At 65.6% G+C, this 15436-nt stretch carries 13 protein-coding genes; 9 read left to right on the forward strand and 4 right to left on the reverse strand.

Annotated elements, in window-relative coordinates; translation table 11 throughout:
- Positions 1 to 4: 4 nt before the first annotated feature.
- Complete coding sequence (locus ABNQ38_RS05295) at positions 5 to 979, forward strand: alpha/beta hydrolase fold domain-containing protein (RefSeq protein WP_377806058.1); 975 nt, start codon at positions 5 to 7, stop codon at positions 977 to 979.
- Positions 980 to 985: 6 nt separating this feature from the next.
- Here the strand turns inward: ABNQ38_RS05295 and ABNQ38_RS05300 are convergent, their stop codons facing one another.
- Complete coding sequence (locus ABNQ38_RS05300; RefSeq protein WP_377806059.1) at positions 986 to 3517, reverse strand: TonB-dependent siderophore receptor; 2532 nt, start codon at positions 3515 to 3517, stop codon at positions 986 to 988.
- A gap of 154 nt (positions 3518 to 3671) precedes the next feature.
- Here ABNQ38_RS05300 and ABNQ38_RS05305 point away from each other — a divergent pair, with 154 nt between their 5' ends.
- Positions 3672 to 4205: an RNA polymerase factor sigma-70 gene (locus ABNQ38_RS05305; RefSeq protein ID WP_377806060.1), complete on the forward strand. Its 534-nt coding sequence runs from the start codon at positions 3672 to 3674 to the stop codon at positions 4203 to 4205.
- Positions 4206 to 4293: 88 nt separating this feature from the next.
- Here ABNQ38_RS05305 and ABNQ38_RS05310 read toward each other — a convergent pair whose 3' ends face one another.
- From ABNQ38_RS05310 to ABNQ38_RS05320, 3 genes are all read right to left on the reverse strand, one after another.
- Positions 4294 to 5379 (reverse strand): 2Fe-2S iron-sulfur cluster-binding protein, encoded by a 1086-nt coding sequence (locus ABNQ38_RS05310; RefSeq protein WP_377806061.1) that lies wholly within the window; start codon positions 5377 to 5379, stop codon positions 4294 to 4296.
- Positions 5380 to 5385: 6 nt separating this feature from the next.
- Positions 5386 to 6621: an aromatic ring-hydroxylating dioxygenase subunit alpha gene (locus ABNQ38_RS05315; RefSeq protein ID WP_377806062.1), complete on the reverse strand. Its 1236-nt coding sequence runs from the start codon at positions 6619 to 6621 to the stop codon at positions 5386 to 5388.
- Between the two features lie 241 nt (positions 6622 to 6862).
- Entirely contained in the window at positions 6863 to 7789 is a 927-nt protein-coding gene (locus ABNQ38_RS05320) for a LysR substrate-binding domain-containing protein (RefSeq protein WP_377806063.1), read from the reverse strand.
- Between the two features lie 266 nt (positions 7790 to 8055).
- On the opposite strand from ABNQ38_RS05320, the gene ABNQ38_RS05325 reads away from it, so the two are divergent.
- The 7 genes from ABNQ38_RS05325 to ABNQ38_RS05355 all read left to right on the forward strand — a co-directional run bounded on the left by ABNQ38_RS05325 (position 8056) and on the right by ABNQ38_RS05355 (position 15412).
- A complete protein-coding gene (locus ABNQ38_RS05325) occupies positions 8056 to 8523 on the forward strand; it encodes a dihydroneopterin aldolase (RefSeq protein WP_377806065.1) in 468 nt (155 codons plus the stop codon).
- 266 nt (positions 8524 to 8789) lie between these two features.
- Entirely contained in the window at positions 8790 to 9497 is a 708-nt protein-coding gene (locus ABNQ38_RS05330; protein WP_377806066.1) for a GntR family transcriptional regulator, read from the forward strand.
- A 2-nt stretch (positions 9498 to 9499) separates the two neighbouring features.
- Positions 9500 to 10411 carry a dihydrodipicolinate synthase family protein gene (locus ABNQ38_RS05335; protein WP_377806067.1) on the forward strand — a complete coding sequence of 304 codons (912 nt, stop codon included), beginning with the start codon at positions 9500 to 9502 and terminating at the stop codon, positions 10409 to 10411.
- Complete coding sequence (locus ABNQ38_RS05340; protein ID WP_377806068.1) at positions 10404 to 11921, forward strand: aldehyde dehydrogenase; 1518 nt, start codon at positions 10404 to 10406, stop codon at positions 11919 to 11921. Before ABNQ38_RS05335 ends, ABNQ38_RS05340 begins: the two co-directional genes overlap by 8 nt.
- Positions 11918 to 13279, forward strand: a complete 1362-nt coding sequence (locus ABNQ38_RS05345) for an NAD(P)/FAD-dependent oxidoreductase (RefSeq protein WP_377806069.1) — start codon at positions 11918 to 11920, stop codon at positions 13277 to 13279. The genes ABNQ38_RS05340 and ABNQ38_RS05345 overlap by 4 nt, the downstream gene beginning before the upstream one ends.
- A gap of 216 nt (positions 13280 to 13495) precedes the next feature.
- Positions 13496 to 14218: a glycine betaine ABC transporter substrate-binding protein gene (locus ABNQ38_RS05350; protein ID WP_377806226.1), complete on the forward strand. Its 723-nt coding sequence runs from the start codon at positions 13496 to 13498 to the stop codon at positions 14216 to 14218.
- A gap of 108 nt (positions 14219 to 14326) precedes the next feature.
- Positions 14327 to 15412, forward strand: coding sequence for a glycine betaine/L-proline ABC transporter ATP-binding protein (locus ABNQ38_RS05355; RefSeq protein WP_377806070.1), 1086 nt, complete (start codon positions 14327 to 14329; stop codon positions 15410 to 15412).
- Positions 15413 to 15436 lie beyond the last annotated feature (24 nt).

Consider the following 15436-nt stretch of genomic DNA (forward strand, 5'->3'; position numbering starts at 1 on the left):
ACCGATGCCTGTGAACCCCGATATTGCCGCCTTCCTCGCGCTCGCAGCGGGTGGACGCGAGGACGGCAGGATGAAGCCGATGCACGCCCTGTCGCCGGCGGAGGCCCGGCTCGCCTTCGAGCACACCTCCCGCATGATGGACCCCGGCGGCGAGCCGGTGGAGCGGGTGGAGGAGTTGTCCATCCCGGCCCGCGACGGTGCCGTGCTGGCGGCCCGTCTCTATTCCGCCGACCGGACGGCGATGCCGGCTCCGGTGCTGCTCTTCTTCCACGGCGGGGGCTATGTCGTCGGCAGCCTCGATTCCCATGACGGGCTGTGCCGGGCGATTGCGTCGAAGAGCGGGATTGCGGTTCTGTCGGTGGGTTATCGGCTGGCTCCGGAGTATCGCTTTCCCACGGCTTTCGACGATGCGCTGGACGCGCTGGACTGGCTCGGCAGGGCTGGCGCGGCACTGGGGCTCGACGGCGGCCGTCTGGCGGTGGGAGGCGACAGCGTCGGCGGCAGTCTCGCAACGGCGATCAGCCTGCGGGCCGCCGCGGATCCCGGCCTGCCGCGCCCGCGTCTGCAGGTGCTGATCTATCCGGTAGCCGATGCCACGGCCGAAACCGATTCCCTATGCCGGTACGGGGAAGGGCATCTGCTGGAGCGGGCGACGTTGGAGTGGTTCTATCGTCATTATGCCGGTGAGGAGGCCGACAGGCGGGACGGCCGCTTCTCGCCGCTGTTGGCGGAGCTTTCACCCGATGTCGCGGCCTCGCTGGCGCCGGCTCTGCTCGTGCTGGCCGAATGCGATCCGCTGGTCGATGAAGGGATCGCCTACGGGCACAAGCTGGCGGCGGCCGGCGCTCCTGTCGATGTGCGGATCTATGCCGGGATGACCCACGATTTCCTGCGGATGGGGGCCCTGGTGGACGAGGCGGAGGAGGCGCAGGATCTGATCGCCGATGTGCTGCGCCGGCATTTGGCCGAGGCTGGCTGACGGTCGTCACCAGCTGTAGGACAGGGTGGCCAGAACTGCCCGGCGGTTGCCGTAGAAAACGGAGTTCTCGTAGAATCCCGGCGAGAAATAGCGTCGGTCGAACAGGTTGGTCGCGGTCACGGTGAGACCGGCGCCGTCGAGTGCCGGGCGGAGCCGTCCCAGATCGTAGCCGAGGCTGACATCGGCCAGCATGTAGGAGGGGACGCGCATGCTGTTCGCGGCATTGTAGGTCGCACCGACATAGCGCATCCCGATGCCGGCGGTCAGACCGCCGGCCGCTCCATCGTCGATATGCCGCCGCAGCCAGACCGCGGCGGCATGACGCGGTACCGAGGCCACCCGCTTTCCCGTCCTGTCGGTTCCGCCAGGGTAGGGCGTGTCGCGGGTGACCCGCGCGTCGGTGTAGCCGTAGGCCGCCGTCAGGTCGGTCGTGGCATCGAGAGCCGCCTTCGCCTCCAGTTCGACGCCGCGCGATCGCACCTCTCCGGTTTGGATGGAATAGCCGGGATTGTCTGGATCGGCGGCAGTGAGGTTGCGCTGAACGGCACGGAACAGGGACAGGGTGAAGAGACCGTCGAAGCCCTTCGGCCGGTAGCGCAGCCCGGCTTCCAGCTGTGTTCCCCGGCTCGGCGAGAAGGGGCGGCCCTGCACGTCGCTGTCGCTGTTCGGCTGGAAGGAGGTCGAGTGGCCGGCATAGGGCGTCAGGCCGCTTTCAAACCGGTAGGCCAGCCCGATACGTTTGGTGAAGGCCCGGTCGACCTGCGTCGTCTCCACCAGTGGACCATCGGACAGGCGGCCGACAGTCCCGGTACGGCTCCAGTCCAGCCGGCCACCGAGTGTCAGCCGCCAGTTGCCGGCGGCGATTTCGTCCTGGGCATAGAGGCCGGTCTGGCGGATGCGGTCGGTCAGGTTGCGGGCAAGCGTCGCGTCCCAGCCATAGGAGCCGCCATAGACCGGATCGAAGACGTCGAGCGCATCGGCCACCGTGCCGTTCCGCCGCGTCTCGTGTGCCCGGTAGCGGCCATGGTCGATTCCCGCCAGCAGGCTGTGGCGCAGCGGGCCGGTGGCGGCGTTGCCCTGCAGATTGGTATCCACCAGCAGCGTCGAACTGGTCTTGGGCCGGTCCTGCAACCCGAAGCGGTAGTAGCGGTCCGCCTCCAGCAGGCCCGACGACGCCCAGCTCGACAGATAGCCGACGCGGCTGCGGCTGTAGCGCAGGGTCTGGTTCAGCATCCAGTCCCCGGTCAGGGCATGCCGGATGTCGTAGCCGGCCGACAGGCTGCGCGAACGGTAGGAGCTCAGCCCCGGATAGCCGAGGAACAGGCTCGAGTCCAGGCGGCCGTAGGGATTGTCCAGCACCGTCCCCGCTGCCGGGAAGCTCTGCTCCGCCCCCATCTTTCGGAAATCGAGATAGCTTGCGAGCAGCGTGATGTCGGTTTTCTCGCCAGCGGACCAGGACAGGGCGGGCGCGACATAGAGGCGGTCGTCCGGGGTGCGTTCGATTTGTGTGCCGCTTCGTCGTGACAGCATGGTCAGGCGATAGCGAAGCGTCCCCTCGGCGTCGATCCGGTCGCTGAGGTCGGCCGTGACCTGCCTCCGGTCATGGCTTCCGCCCTGCAGCTGGAGCCGATGGAGCGGGGTGCCGGTCGGGCGCTTGCTGGTCAGGGCGATGGCTCCGCCGGGTGGCATGGCTCCATAGAGTGTGGAAGCCGGGCCTTTCAGCACCTCCACCCGTTCCACGCCGAAAGGCTCGTACTCCAGCCCGTAAGGGTTGTAGCCGCTGCGCAGCCCGTCGATCATGACGGATTCCGAACTCTGGCGGAAACCGCGAACGAAGACGTCGATGGCACCCTGGCCGCCGGGGTAGTCGATGGGGCGGACCCCGGCGCTGTAGGAGAGGGCGGCATTGATGTCCTGGACGTCGCGCCGGTCCAGATCTTCCCGCGTGACGATGGAAAGTCCTTGCGGCGATTCCTCGATGGGCGTTGCGGTCTTGCCGGCACTGCCGCCATGGCTGGGGAGCCGCACTGCCAGCCCTGCGGACGGCTGGCGGCCTTCCACCGTCAGGGCCGGAAGGAATCCGGGATTCTCCTGAAGCCGGCCGATCGTCACCATCCGCTCCCGCATCTCGAAGGCGAGGTCGGTTCCGCTCAGCAGGATGGAAAGGGCGTCCGCCGGGGCCATCCGCCCCGACAGCGCACGCGAACGGCGTTCGGCCAAAAGGTCGGGGTTGTAGAGAATCTGCAAGCCGGTCTGGCGGCCCAATCTGGTCAGTGCCTCCCGAAGGGGCAGGGCAGGGATCTCCAGCAGCATCTTCTTTACTGCCGGCTGTCCGATGTCGGACGGAGCGGGAGCCGGGTCGATGGAGGTCGAAAGGGCAGGGGCGGGCAAGCCCAGCGACGCCGTCCAGACCGCCGTCCAGACCGTCGTCCAACCGGCCGCGACCCGGCAGGCCGCCAGCCAGCCGAGCGCAGGAGGCCGGTGGCCGGCACCTCGGCTTCGGGCGGTTGGGCGGAGCCCCGCGAGACGATCGGTCATCCAAAGCCCCTACAACGCACGCTGGAAACCGCACGGAGAAATTCTGCGGTTTCCCTGTTTGCAAATGATTGTCAGTTGCATTAGCCTGCGGCAGCTTGTCAAGCCAGAGGGATTGCAACCCCACCGTGGCTTCACTCTGCACAAGGAACTCTCCATGCGACAGGTCGGATCCGTCGAAAGCCAGACCCTGTGCGACGTCTTCACCACGCACCGGCGCTCGTTGATCGGGGTAGCCGAGCGGATCACCGGCTGTCGCCACCATGCCGAAGATGTTGTCCAGGATGCCTTTCTGAAGCTTCTGGGTGCGGAATCGACCAGTTCCATCCGGGCCAAGGCGGGCTACCTGATGATGGTCGTCCGTAACCTGGCAATCGATCATTACCGCCGGAAGGGCATGGAGTCACGCTTGCTCGTGGCAGAGGAGGAAGGGCAGGCGGTAAGCACGCCGGAGGCGGCGTCGCCGGAAAGCGTAAACGTGAACCGTCAGCTTCTGCAGACGCTTGACTCCGCCTTGGCCGATCTGCCGGAGCGGACCCGCTATGCCTTCGAGATGCACCGGATTCACGGCCACAGCCAGAAGGACATCGCGGCCACCCTCGGTGTGTCGCCGACGCTGGTCAACTTTATGATTCGCGACGCGCTGATCCATTGCCGCAAGACGATGAAGCGAATCGACCCGTTGTCCTGAACGACGGCCCGGTGCCGCGTCCGCTGCCGCTCTTCGTCGGCGCTGTCGCTTCATCGATCGCCAAGAATGCCAATAGGAATGCAATCCGTCAGATGTCGAGGCTGACGTTTCCGATCGGGCGGGAGCAGCAGGCGAGGATGTAGCCTTCGGCGATGTCCTCGTCGGAAATGCCGCCGCTGTGGACCATGTGGACCTCGCCGGACAGCTTCCGCACCTTGCAGGTGCCGCAGACGCCGAAGGTGCAGCCGGACGGGATGTTCAGGCCGGCATTTTTGGCGACATGCAGGATGGTGTCGGTTTCGTCGCAGCCGGCCGTCACGCCGGAGGCGCTGAACACCACCTCCGCCGCATGCGAGGGGTCAGGAACGAAGTCGCCGGTCGCCGGGGCTTCGTCGGTGTCGAGGACCGGCGCGCTGAAGCTTTCCTGGAAATAGCGGGACATGTCGAAGCCGAGCGCGATCAGCATGTCGCGCATGCCCTTCATGAAGGGTTCCGGCCCGCAGCAGTAGACGTGCCGGTCGAGATAGTCCGGGGCGATGGCGCCGAGCATGACCTGGTTCAGCCGGCCGCGATAGCCGGTCCAGACATCGAACGGGTCGTCCTGTTCGACGATGAAGTGCAGCTTGATCGACGGCACGCGGGAGGCCATCAGCTCCAGCGTCCGGCGGCAGACCAGCTCGGCTGGGCGTTTCGCGCAGGTGACGAGGACGACGTCGATCCCGGTGCCGCGGTCGAACAGATAGGTGGTCATCGACACCGACGGGGTGACGCCGGAGCCTGCCGAGATGAACAGGTATTTCTCTTGCGCGTCGGGCAGCAGCGTGAAGCTGCCGGCCGGCCCCTTGGCGCGGAGCCGCATGCCGGGCCGCAGGGTATCGAGCATCCAGCGGGTGCCGACGCTGCCGGCCTGCGCCTTCACCGTCAGCGAAACCCCCATGGGACGCGACGGCGAGGACGAGATGGTGTAGGTCCGCCACACCGGGCCGCCGGGGACCGGCAGCTCCAGCGTCAGGAACTGGCCGGGCCGATAGCCGAACCGGGCACCGCTGGGCGCCACGAAGCTGATGGTCGCGGTGTCCGGCGCCTCCGGCACGACCGAACAGCATTCGAGCGGTTCGTCGTCCGTCCACAGCCCGGCATCTGCCGCCATGCGGATGTCTGAAAGCAGGGTCATGGGGGCTTACTCCGCGGCGACGGCTTCGCGCAGGGTGGGCACGCCGGTCAGGGTGGCGGCATACCAGTCCTGGAACTGGACGATGCCGGCCTCATGGTCGTTCGACAGCGGACCGGGCTCGTAGCTGGGGGACAGGATGCCGCGCTGGTTGTCCTCGACCACCGTCCTGTCCTCGGCATTGGTGGCGATCCACACCTCGGTCAGGCGGGTAAGGTCGTAGTCCCGCCCTTCGACCGCGTCCTTGTGGACGAGCCATTTGGTCGTCACCTCCGTCTCGGTCGGGCCGAGCGGCGTGACCCGGAAGACAATCGCGTGGTCGCCGAGGAAATGGTTCCAGCTGGACGGGTAGAGGAATTTCAGCAGAGCCCCGGCATTCCTGAACGGGAAGCTGGAATTGGGCCTGGCGACCGCAGCCTTGCCGTCCATGGTGTAGCTCTCGGCAAAGCCGAGCAGCGGCATGCGGACGAAGCGCCAGAAGCCGTCCGGCGCCATGCGGAATTCGGAGGGGGCACCGACCGCCTCGCAGCGCTCGCGATGGGCGTCGAGCTCGCTGGCGAGGCCGTTGCCGCCGTTGCCGATCAGGCGCGCGTCCTCCGGGAAGGTCCGGCACAGGGCGGGGTGGTTGCCGGCACAGTGGTAGCACTCGCGGTTGTTCTCCCAGACCAGCTTCCAGTTGCCCTTCTCGACGATGGTGCTCTGGTGGGCGACCTTGGAGTTCACGAGGTCGTGCGGCGCCAGATAGCGGGCGGCCTCGACCGCGAACTCCTCGAAGGGCGGGGCGGTTTCGGCGAGGCAGATGTAGACCAGCCCGGCGACCTCGCGGCAGTGGACCGGCTTCAGCCCATGCTGCCTGCGGTCGAACTCCAGCCCCATGTCGCGCGCCCAGACGAGCGAGCCGTCGAGGCCGTAGGTCCATTGGTGGTACGGGCAGACGATCTTCGGCCGGGAGCCCTTCTCGCCCTTGCACAGCACCGAGCCGCGGTGGCGGCAGCTGTTGTGGAAGGCGCGGATCGCGCCATCGTCGCCGCGCACGATGATGACCGTGTGATCGACGACGGTGTGGACGACATGGTTTCCGGCCTTCGGGATCTCGCAGGCCGGGATGGCGAAGAGCCAGCGCCTGTACCAGATGCGGTCCACATCCATCCGGAAGGCGGCGGGGTCGGTGTAGAGGTCCCGCGGGAGGGAATAGCCGGGGCGGCGGGCGGTCAGGAGGGCGAGGATGTCCGCATCATGCAACATGGTCGATGCTCCGGGAGGGACGGGGCCTGTCAGGTGATTTTGGATCGGGTGATTTCGGGCCGGTTGATTTTGGCCGAGCACGGCCTTTGCCGGCGTCGATGCCGGGCATCGAAGGGCGGTTTGCGGCCTTGCGGGAGTGGGGGCGGTGACGGAACCGGCCGTTCCGTCATTCGCGTGCAGCTTAACGGATGATCGCGGACCGGACTGACTGAAAAAAAATCGCCGGCCCTTCGAGAAAAACTCAAGCCGCCGGGGTTGTGTCGATGGCTTCGGTGGCGGCTTGTCCGACGATCCAGTCCCGCAGCGTGCAGACGGCGTCGCCCATGGCGAGGTTGCGGTTCCAGGTGAGGTGATAGGCGCCGGGTGCGTGCAGCGTCAGGCCGGTCAGTGGGACGAGCGTGCCGGCCGCTACATGGTCGCGGACCAGCCGGTGCCAGCCGATGGCGATCCCCTGTCCGGCCTGACAGGCCTGGAGGGCGACGGCGAAGCTGCTGAAGCGCCGTCCCGGCAGCGGGGCATGGGGGATGTTGCCGCGCCGCAGGACCTCGTCCCACCCGGTCCAGTCGGGATCGACCCAGTCGACATGAAGGAGGGGCAGCGACGGCAGGTCGGCGGGGGCGATGTCCCGATGACGCTCGGCAAATGTCGGAGATGCCACCGGATAGATGGTCTCTTCGAAGAGCTGGACCGAGATTTCGTCCGGCCAGGCGCCCTGGCCGTACCGGATCCGCAGATCGACCTCCGCCCGGCGGAAGCCGTGGGCGTCGTCGGTGACGAGGTGGTTGACGCAGATGTCGGGAAAGCGCTGCCAGAAATCGCTCATCCGCGGCATCAGCCAGCATTTGGCGAACGCATCGGTGCAGGCGAGCGTCACCGGCCGCTGCGGTCGCCCGGCACGGATCGCGTCGAGGGTGTCGGCCGTCCGCCGGAATGAGTCCGCGAGGGTGGCGTAGAGCGTCTCGCCTTCGCCGGTGAGCGCCAGGCCGGATTGGTTGCGGCCGAACAGCGGGATGCCGAGTTCCTCCTCCAGCCCCTTGATCTGGCGGCTGACCGCGCCGGGGGTGACGTTCAGCTCCTCCGCCGCACGCTTGATGCTGCGGTGGCGGGCTGCCGCTTCGAAGGTCGCAAGCGCCGTCAGGGAGGGCAACCGGTAGAATCGTGACGTCATCTGAAGCCGTTCCCAACCCTGCGGAGTAACGATGATACGGGACGCCCGGCGGCCTCGACTATCGCACAGGGCCGGCCACGGTTCAAACCGGGCACCGCTAAAACCAGACCATGGCGGATTCCTGCAAATCGCGTGGCCGGACCGTTCAAGACGATGATCCGGGGTGCCTACTAAAAAACTGCGCCGGGCATCGATCGACGATCCTGCCGGTCGATGGGAAAGCCCGCCCATCGGGACTTCGTGTCAGCGTCGAGGGGTGATCGCCGATGTCGCACGGTATGCAGTTTCTGGTGGCCGGCGATGACCATGACGAACCGGCCATGCCCGGTTACCGCATCCGGCTGGACGGGTTTTCCCTCGTCCTGAGCATCGGTGCCTATAAGCATGAAAGGAACCGGCAGCAGCGCGTGCAGATCGATCTGGAGATGACGGTCCATCAGGATTTGACGGTGACGGGAGACCGCCTGACCGAGGTGGTGTCCTACGACGGCCTTCTGGACCGCATCGGGGAGGCCACCCGCGGGCGCCACATCTGTCTTCTCGAAACGCTGGCGCTTGAGATCGCGGAATTGTGCTTTGCCGATTTCCGCGTGCAGCGGGTGGCGGTCGGCGTCCGGAAGCCGGACATCTTCGACGGCCGGGCCGTGCCCAGCGTGCGTGTCGAGATGGCGCGCCCTGGAGCACGGGCCATGACACGCCCGGAAAAGCGGTGTGGGAGACCGGCGACGGGATGACGGCCGGCTTGGCCAGCCGGTCCGGGTCGGGGTGCGGTCTGGATGCGAGGGAGCAAGTCTTTGTCATGAAACGGAAAATTTCTTTCGACGCCCATGGCGGGGCGGTTGAGTGCGCTGACCTTTCCGGTTTTGTATCTCAGCGGAATTCAAAATGTGTACACAGAAAATACAAAATCGCTTGCTGTGGATCGGTCAAAGGGCTAACATTCCGTTCATCAACTTTTTAAAGTCCGGCTCCGGCTTATCAAGCAAACCAGGAGTGGCAGTTGAAGAACGCGAAAACCAGCCTCTATGACGATCTGAAGCGCCAAATCCTGACAATGGAATTGGAGCCGGACGAGGATTTGGATGAAGTGGTCCTGAGTGAAAGCTATGGGCTTTCCCGGACACCGATCCGGGAGATTTTCCGCCGGCTTGCCGGCGAGGGATACATCGACATCCGGGAAAACAGAGGGGCGCGGGTCGCCCCGATGAACTACTCGACCTTGAGGAATTTCTTTCTGGCCGCGCCGATGATCTATGCCGCCATCGGCCGGCTGGCGGTCCAGAACCACAAGTCCAGGCAACTGTCGGATTTGGAAGCGACGCAGGAGCGTTTCCGGACCGCCAGCCAGCAGGGCGACACGATGTCGATGGTGATCGAAAACAACAGGTTCCACGAGATCATGGGCGAGATGTCGGGGAATGTTTATCTCCAGCCCAGCCTGAACAGACTTCTGATAGATCACGCCCGGATTGGCCAGACATTCTTCAATCCGCGGAACGACGATATGAAGAGCAAGATCGATCTGGCCGTAAATCAGCACGACAGGTTCATTCAAGAAATTTCTGCCCGCAATGAGATTGGTGTTGTCAATTTGGTCTTCGAGCATTGGGAATTGTCCCGTGAGACCATGGAAATGTTTATTGCGCCGGAAGGAATGAAAGCGGACACGCCTTTTGAAAATACTTCTGCGCTCGCAATGGAAAAATAGCTGTGAGATTCGAAGGTATTTACACACCTGCCGTGACGCCTCTGGCCCCCGATGGCCAGATCGACAAGGAGGCCTTCGCCGCCATCCTGGAATACCTGATCGAATCCGGCGTTCACGGCATCATCATCGGCGGATCGACCGGTGAGTATTACGCGCACACGCCGCAGGAGCGTTTCGATCTGGCGGCTTATGCCAAGCAGGTGATCGGCGGGCGGTTGCCGCTGATCGTCGGCACCGGGGCGACGCGGACCGAAGACGCCATCGAATACGCCAAAGCCGCCAAGGCCATCGCCGCCGACGCCATTCTGGTGACGACGCCCCCTTACGCCTTGCCGACCGAGCAGGAAAACGCGCTGCACGCAATCGCCATCGACCGTGCCGCCGGGCTGCCGATCATGCTGTACAATTATCCCGGCCGCATGGGCGTTTCGATGGGCGAGGAGTATCTCGCCCGTGTCTCGCGGCTGAAGAACGTCGTGGCGATCAAGGAAAGCTCCGGCGAGATGGGGCGTGTCCATCTGCTGACGCGGCAGTTCCCCCAGATCCAGCTGTCCTGCGGCTGGGACGATCAGGCGCTCGAATTCTTCGCCTGGGGCGCGCGGAGCTGGGTGTGCGCCGGATCGAACTTCCTCCCCCGCGAACATGTGGCGCTCTATGAGGCGTGCGTCGTCGAGAAGAATTTCGACAAGGGCCGCCGGATCATGTCGGCGATGATGCCGCTGATGAATTTCCTCGACGGCGGCAAGTTCGTCCAGTCGATCAAATATGGCTGCGAACTCAACGGGTTCGAGGTCGGCTCGGTCAGGTCCCCGCTGCGTCCGCTGAACGCCGAAGACAAGCGCGGGCTGCGCACGGTCGTCAACACCCTGAAACGCAGCATCGCGCAAGTTGCCCTGGAGGCCGAGTATGTCTGATCTGCTGTCTGCGGCCGATTACGCGGCGATTGCCGAAACCCTGTCCTTTCCGCAGAACGCCTTCGTCGATGGCCGTTTCCGTTCGGCGGCCTCCGGTAAGACCTTCAAGACCTTCAATCCCGCCACCGGCAAGCTGCTGACCGAAGTGGCTGCCTGCGATGCGGCGGACGTGGATTATGCCGTCGCCAAGGCCAAGGAGGCCTTCGACGACGGGCGCTGGCGCCAGCTGTCGCCCGGCGAGCGCAAGGCCATCCTGCTGAAATTCGCCAAGCTGCTGGAGCGCAACAGCGCCGAGCTGGCGGTGATGGAAAGCCTCGACAGCGGCAAGCCGGTCAGCGAATGCCACACCGTCGATGTCCCGGACACCATCCACACGATCCGCTGGCATGCCGAGCTGATCGACAAGATTTACGACAACACCGCACCGGTCACATCGAACGCGGTGGCGCTGGTCGTCCGCGAACCGATCGGCGTCGTCGGTCTGGTGCTGCCGTGGAACTTCCCGCTGCTGATGCTGGCTTGGAAGATCGGCCCGGCGCTGGCCGCCGGCTGCTCGCTGGTGGTCAAGCCGGCCGAGCAGACCTCGCTGACGGCGCTGCGGGTCGCCGAACTGGCGCATGAAGCCGGGATCCCGGCCGGCGTGCTGAACGTCGTCACCGGCACCGGCAAGGAGGTCGGCGAGCCCATCGGCATGCACATGGACGTGGCGATGGTCAGCTTCACCGGCTCGACCGCCACCGGCCGGCGCTTCCTGCGCTATGCCGCCGACTCCAACCTGAAGCGCATCGTGCTGGAATGCGGCGGCAAGAACCCGGCCGTCGTGCTCGGCGACGTCGAAAATCTCGACACGGTGGCCGAACAGGTGGTCAACGGCGCCTTCTGGAACATGGGCGAGAACTGCTCGGCAACCTCGCGCCTGATCGTCCATGCGTCGGTCAAGGACGCGTTGCTGAAGCGGATCGCCTCCTGCATCGGCGAATGGCGGATGGGCGATCCGCTCGACCCGGCCAACCGCGTCGGCGCGCTGGTCAGCCCGGAGCATTTCAAGAAGGTCAAATCCTACATCGATCAGGTCGGCGCCGGCCGCGAGGCCGTCCTGGTCGGCGGGACGACGCAGGATGGCGTCTTCGTCGAGCCGACCGTGGTCGACAACGTCTCCGCCGAAAGCCGCCTGTTCCAGGAGGAGATCTTCGGGCCGGTGCTGTCGGTGACCGGCTTCAACACGCTGTCCGAGGCGATCTCGCTGGCCAACGACACGCCCTATGGGCTGGCGGCGTCGGTCTACACCGGCAACCTGCGCCATGCCTTCCTGCTGGCACGCGAAATCCGGGCGGGGGTGGTCACGGTGAACTGCTTCGGCGAGGGCGACGCCTCCCCCCCGTTCGGCGGCTACAAGGAGTCCGGTTTCGGCGGGCGCGACAAGTCGATGTGGGCGCACGACCAGTATACCGAACTGAAGACCATCTGGATCGATCTGACCGACCGGTCTCCGGACACGATCCAGCAATGAGCGGGCCTGCAACGGCTGGACACATCGTCCGGCGCCTGCCCGCCGAAACCGGCGTTTCGGGATGGGAGGCGATCAGCAGCCGCGGCTTTCCGGTGCGGGAACTCGACGGCGATCTCCGCGCCGACTGGCTGATCGTCGGCGCCGGCTTCGCCGGACTGTCGGCGGCGCGCCGGCTGGCCCAGCTTCGGCCGGGAGAGCGGGTGATTGTCCTCGATGCGCAGGAGGTGGCGAAAGGTGCGGCCGGGCGCAATTCCGGCTTCATGATCGACGTGCCGCACAACCTGTCCTCCGGCGACTATTCGGTCGGCGACGCGGCCTCCACGACCCTGGAGATCGGGCAGAACCGCCTTGCCATCGCTTTCGCCGCTGAGGCGGCCGCCGAATACGGCATGGAGCCGACAACCTTCGACCCCTGCGGCAAGATCAACGCCGCCGCCAGCGAACGCGGGCTGAAGGCCAACCGAAACTTCCGGGATTCGCTCCGGCGCATCAGCGAGCGGTACGAGGAGCTGGACGCCGACCAGATGCGGGACATCACCGGGTCCCGCTACTATCTGGGTGGCGTCTACACCCCCGGTGCGGTGCTGATCCAACCGGCGGAGTATATCCGGGCGCTGGCCACCGGGCTGCGGCCGACCACGGAGATCTACGAGAACTCGCCGGTGCGCGAACTGAAGCGGCGGGGCGGCGACTGGGTCGCCACCTCCAACCGCGGGACGGTGACGGCGCCGCGGGCGATCCTGGCGGTCAATGGACATATCCAGAGCTTCGGCCATTTCAGCGGCCGCCTGATGCACATCTTCACCTATGCGTCGATGACGGCGGCCTTCTCGCAGAACGAATACAGCCGCCAGATGAGCGGGGCGGAGCGCTGGGCGCTGCTTCCGGCCGATCCGATGGGGGCGACGGTGCGCAAGATCAGCGCCCATGGCCTGTCGCGCGTCGTCATCCGCACCCGCTTCACCTACGACCCCGGCCTGACGGTGTCCGAGGCGCGGGTCGCCGGCATCGCCGCGCAACAGCGGCGGTCGTTCGACGCCCGCTTCCCCGAACTCTCCGGCGTGCCGATGGAGTACAGTTGGGCCGGCGCGCTGTGCCTCAGCCGCAACCACGCGCCGGCCTTCGGCGAGATCGAGCCCGGCCTCTATTCCGCCTGCTGCGAAAACGGTCTCGGCACCGTCAAGAGCACGCTGGCGGGAATGATGGTTGCCGAACTGGCGACCGGCACCGGCAGCGACACCCTGGCGACGTATCGGAACCACCCGAAACCGAGCCTGATACCGCCCGAACCCTTGTCGTGGATCGGGATCAACTCCGTCATCCGGTGGCAGGAAATGCGCGCCGGGCGGGAAGCGTGAAGAAAAGCTTGTGACGGCGACGGGACCGCTCCCCCGCGCTCCAAAAGTCCAATCCGAAGCAAAATCAAAACTCGAACAGGAGGTCATCATGAAAGCGATCTGGAAAACCCTGTGCGCTGCGGCGATGGTCGGCATATCGATCATGCCGGCCCAGGCGGCCGACAAGGCGATCAAGATGGGGACCCTCGGCGGGAGGATCTGACCCCGATCACCGGCATCACCAAGAAGGTGCTGGAGGATGCCGGCTTCAGCGTGAAGGTGACCGAATTCTCGGAATGGGGCATCGCCTATGCCGCGCTGACCAAGGGCGACATCGAGGTGCTGGCTTCGCAGACCGACTATGTCGCCCAGGATTACTGGGACAAGAACAAGAACCGCCTGGAGAAGATCTCGCCCGTCTCGCACGGTCTCTATCAGGGCATCGCCGTTCCCAAATATGTCGCCGTCGACAGCCTGGACCAGCTGAACGCCAACGCCGACAAGTTCGGCAACAAGATCATCGGCATCGAACCCGGTTCGGGCCTGATGCGCGACGCCTCCAATGCGGTGAAGGCCTACGGTCTCAAGCTGCAGCTGGTCGAAGGCAGCACCTCGGCGATGACCGCCGCGCTGAAGTCGGCGTTCGACCGCAAGGAGCCGATCGCCGTGACGATCTGGGAGCCGTCCTGGATGGCCCAGAAGTTCGACATGAAGTATCTCGCCGACCCGAAGGCTGTGTTCCCGCCGCCGCAGGGCTATTACTGGATCGGCCGCAAGGGTTTCTCCGAACAGAACCCGCAGGCCCGTGAAGTGATGGCCAGCGTCTATGTCCCGCTCGCCGACATCACCGCCATCAACGGCGCCGTGAAGGACGGCAAGACGATGGACCAGGCCGTCAAGGAGTGGACCGACAGCCATGGCGACCTGATCAAACGCTGGGGGAACATCAAGAAGTACTGATCTTCGAAATCCGCGGCGCCCGCCGGTTCGGCCGGCGGGTGCCGCGGGCCTGAACGTTATGCCGGATGCGGGCGTCAGCGCGGCATCTGTTGAGGAGGGTAGGGCGAGATGACGACCGTCAGCAGCGGCGAGGTCCTGATCGACTGTCAGTCTGTCTGGAAGGTTTTCGGCGACAATGCTCCCGCCGCCATCAAGGCGATTTCCGAACGCGGCCTGACCAAGACGGCGGTTCTTCAGGAATTCAATTGCGTCGTCGGTGTTTCCGAGGCCAGCCTCCAGGTCAGGCGCGGCGAAATCTTCTGCATCATGGGCCTTTCGGGAAGCGGCAAGTCGACCCTGATCCGCCTTCTCAACCGGCTGATCATGCCGAGCCTGGGCAAGGTGATCGTCAAGGGCCGCGACATCGCGACCCTGAACGCGGCGGAGCTCCGCCAGATGCGCGCCCGCCACATCGGCATGGTGTTCCAGAGCGTCGCCCTGCTGCCGCACCGCACGGTGCTGGAGAATGCGGCCTTCGGGCTGGAGGTGCAGGGCATCCCGGCGGCGGAGCGGAACCGCACGGCGGAGAAGGCGCTGGCCAAGGTCGGCCTGTCCGACTGGCTGAAGCGCTATCCCGGCGAGCTGTCCGGCGGCATGCAGCAGCGCGTCGGTCTGGCCCGCGCCATCGCCTCCGACCCCGAGATCATTCTGATGGACGAGCCGTTCAGCGCGCTCGATCCGCTGATCCGCAGGCAGTTGCAGGACGAGTTCCGCCAGCTGACCAAGGATCTTGGCAAGTCGGCGGTGTTCATCACCCATGACCTCGACGAGGCCATCCGCATCGGCGACCGGATCGCCATCATGAAGGACGGGCTGATCATCCAGGTCGGCACGGCGGAGGAGATTATCCTCAAGCCGGCCGATCCCTATGTCGCGCAGTTCGTCGCCGGCATCTCGCGCCTGCATCTGGTCAAGGCCCATTCGGTGATGATCCCGGTCGCGGAGTTCCAGCGGATCAGCCCGAACATCGACATCCTCTCGCTTCTGCGCACCAATCCGGAAGCGGACATCGACGAGCTGATCACGCTCACCATGATGTCGGACCGCGATGCCGTGGCCGTGGTCGACGACGACGCCATCGTCGGCATCGTGACGACACGCGGCCTGCTGCGCAGCGTGTCGGACGGCCACACGGCCGAGCTGGCTCCGGCCTGAGGCGGCGTGATCTCAACCATCTGG

Source organism: Azospirillum sp. A29, assembly GCF_042604625.1.
In the GTDB taxonomy this organism is placed as follows: domain Bacteria; phylum Pseudomonadota; class Alphaproteobacteria; order Azospirillales; family Azospirillaceae; genus Azospirillum; species Azospirillum palustre.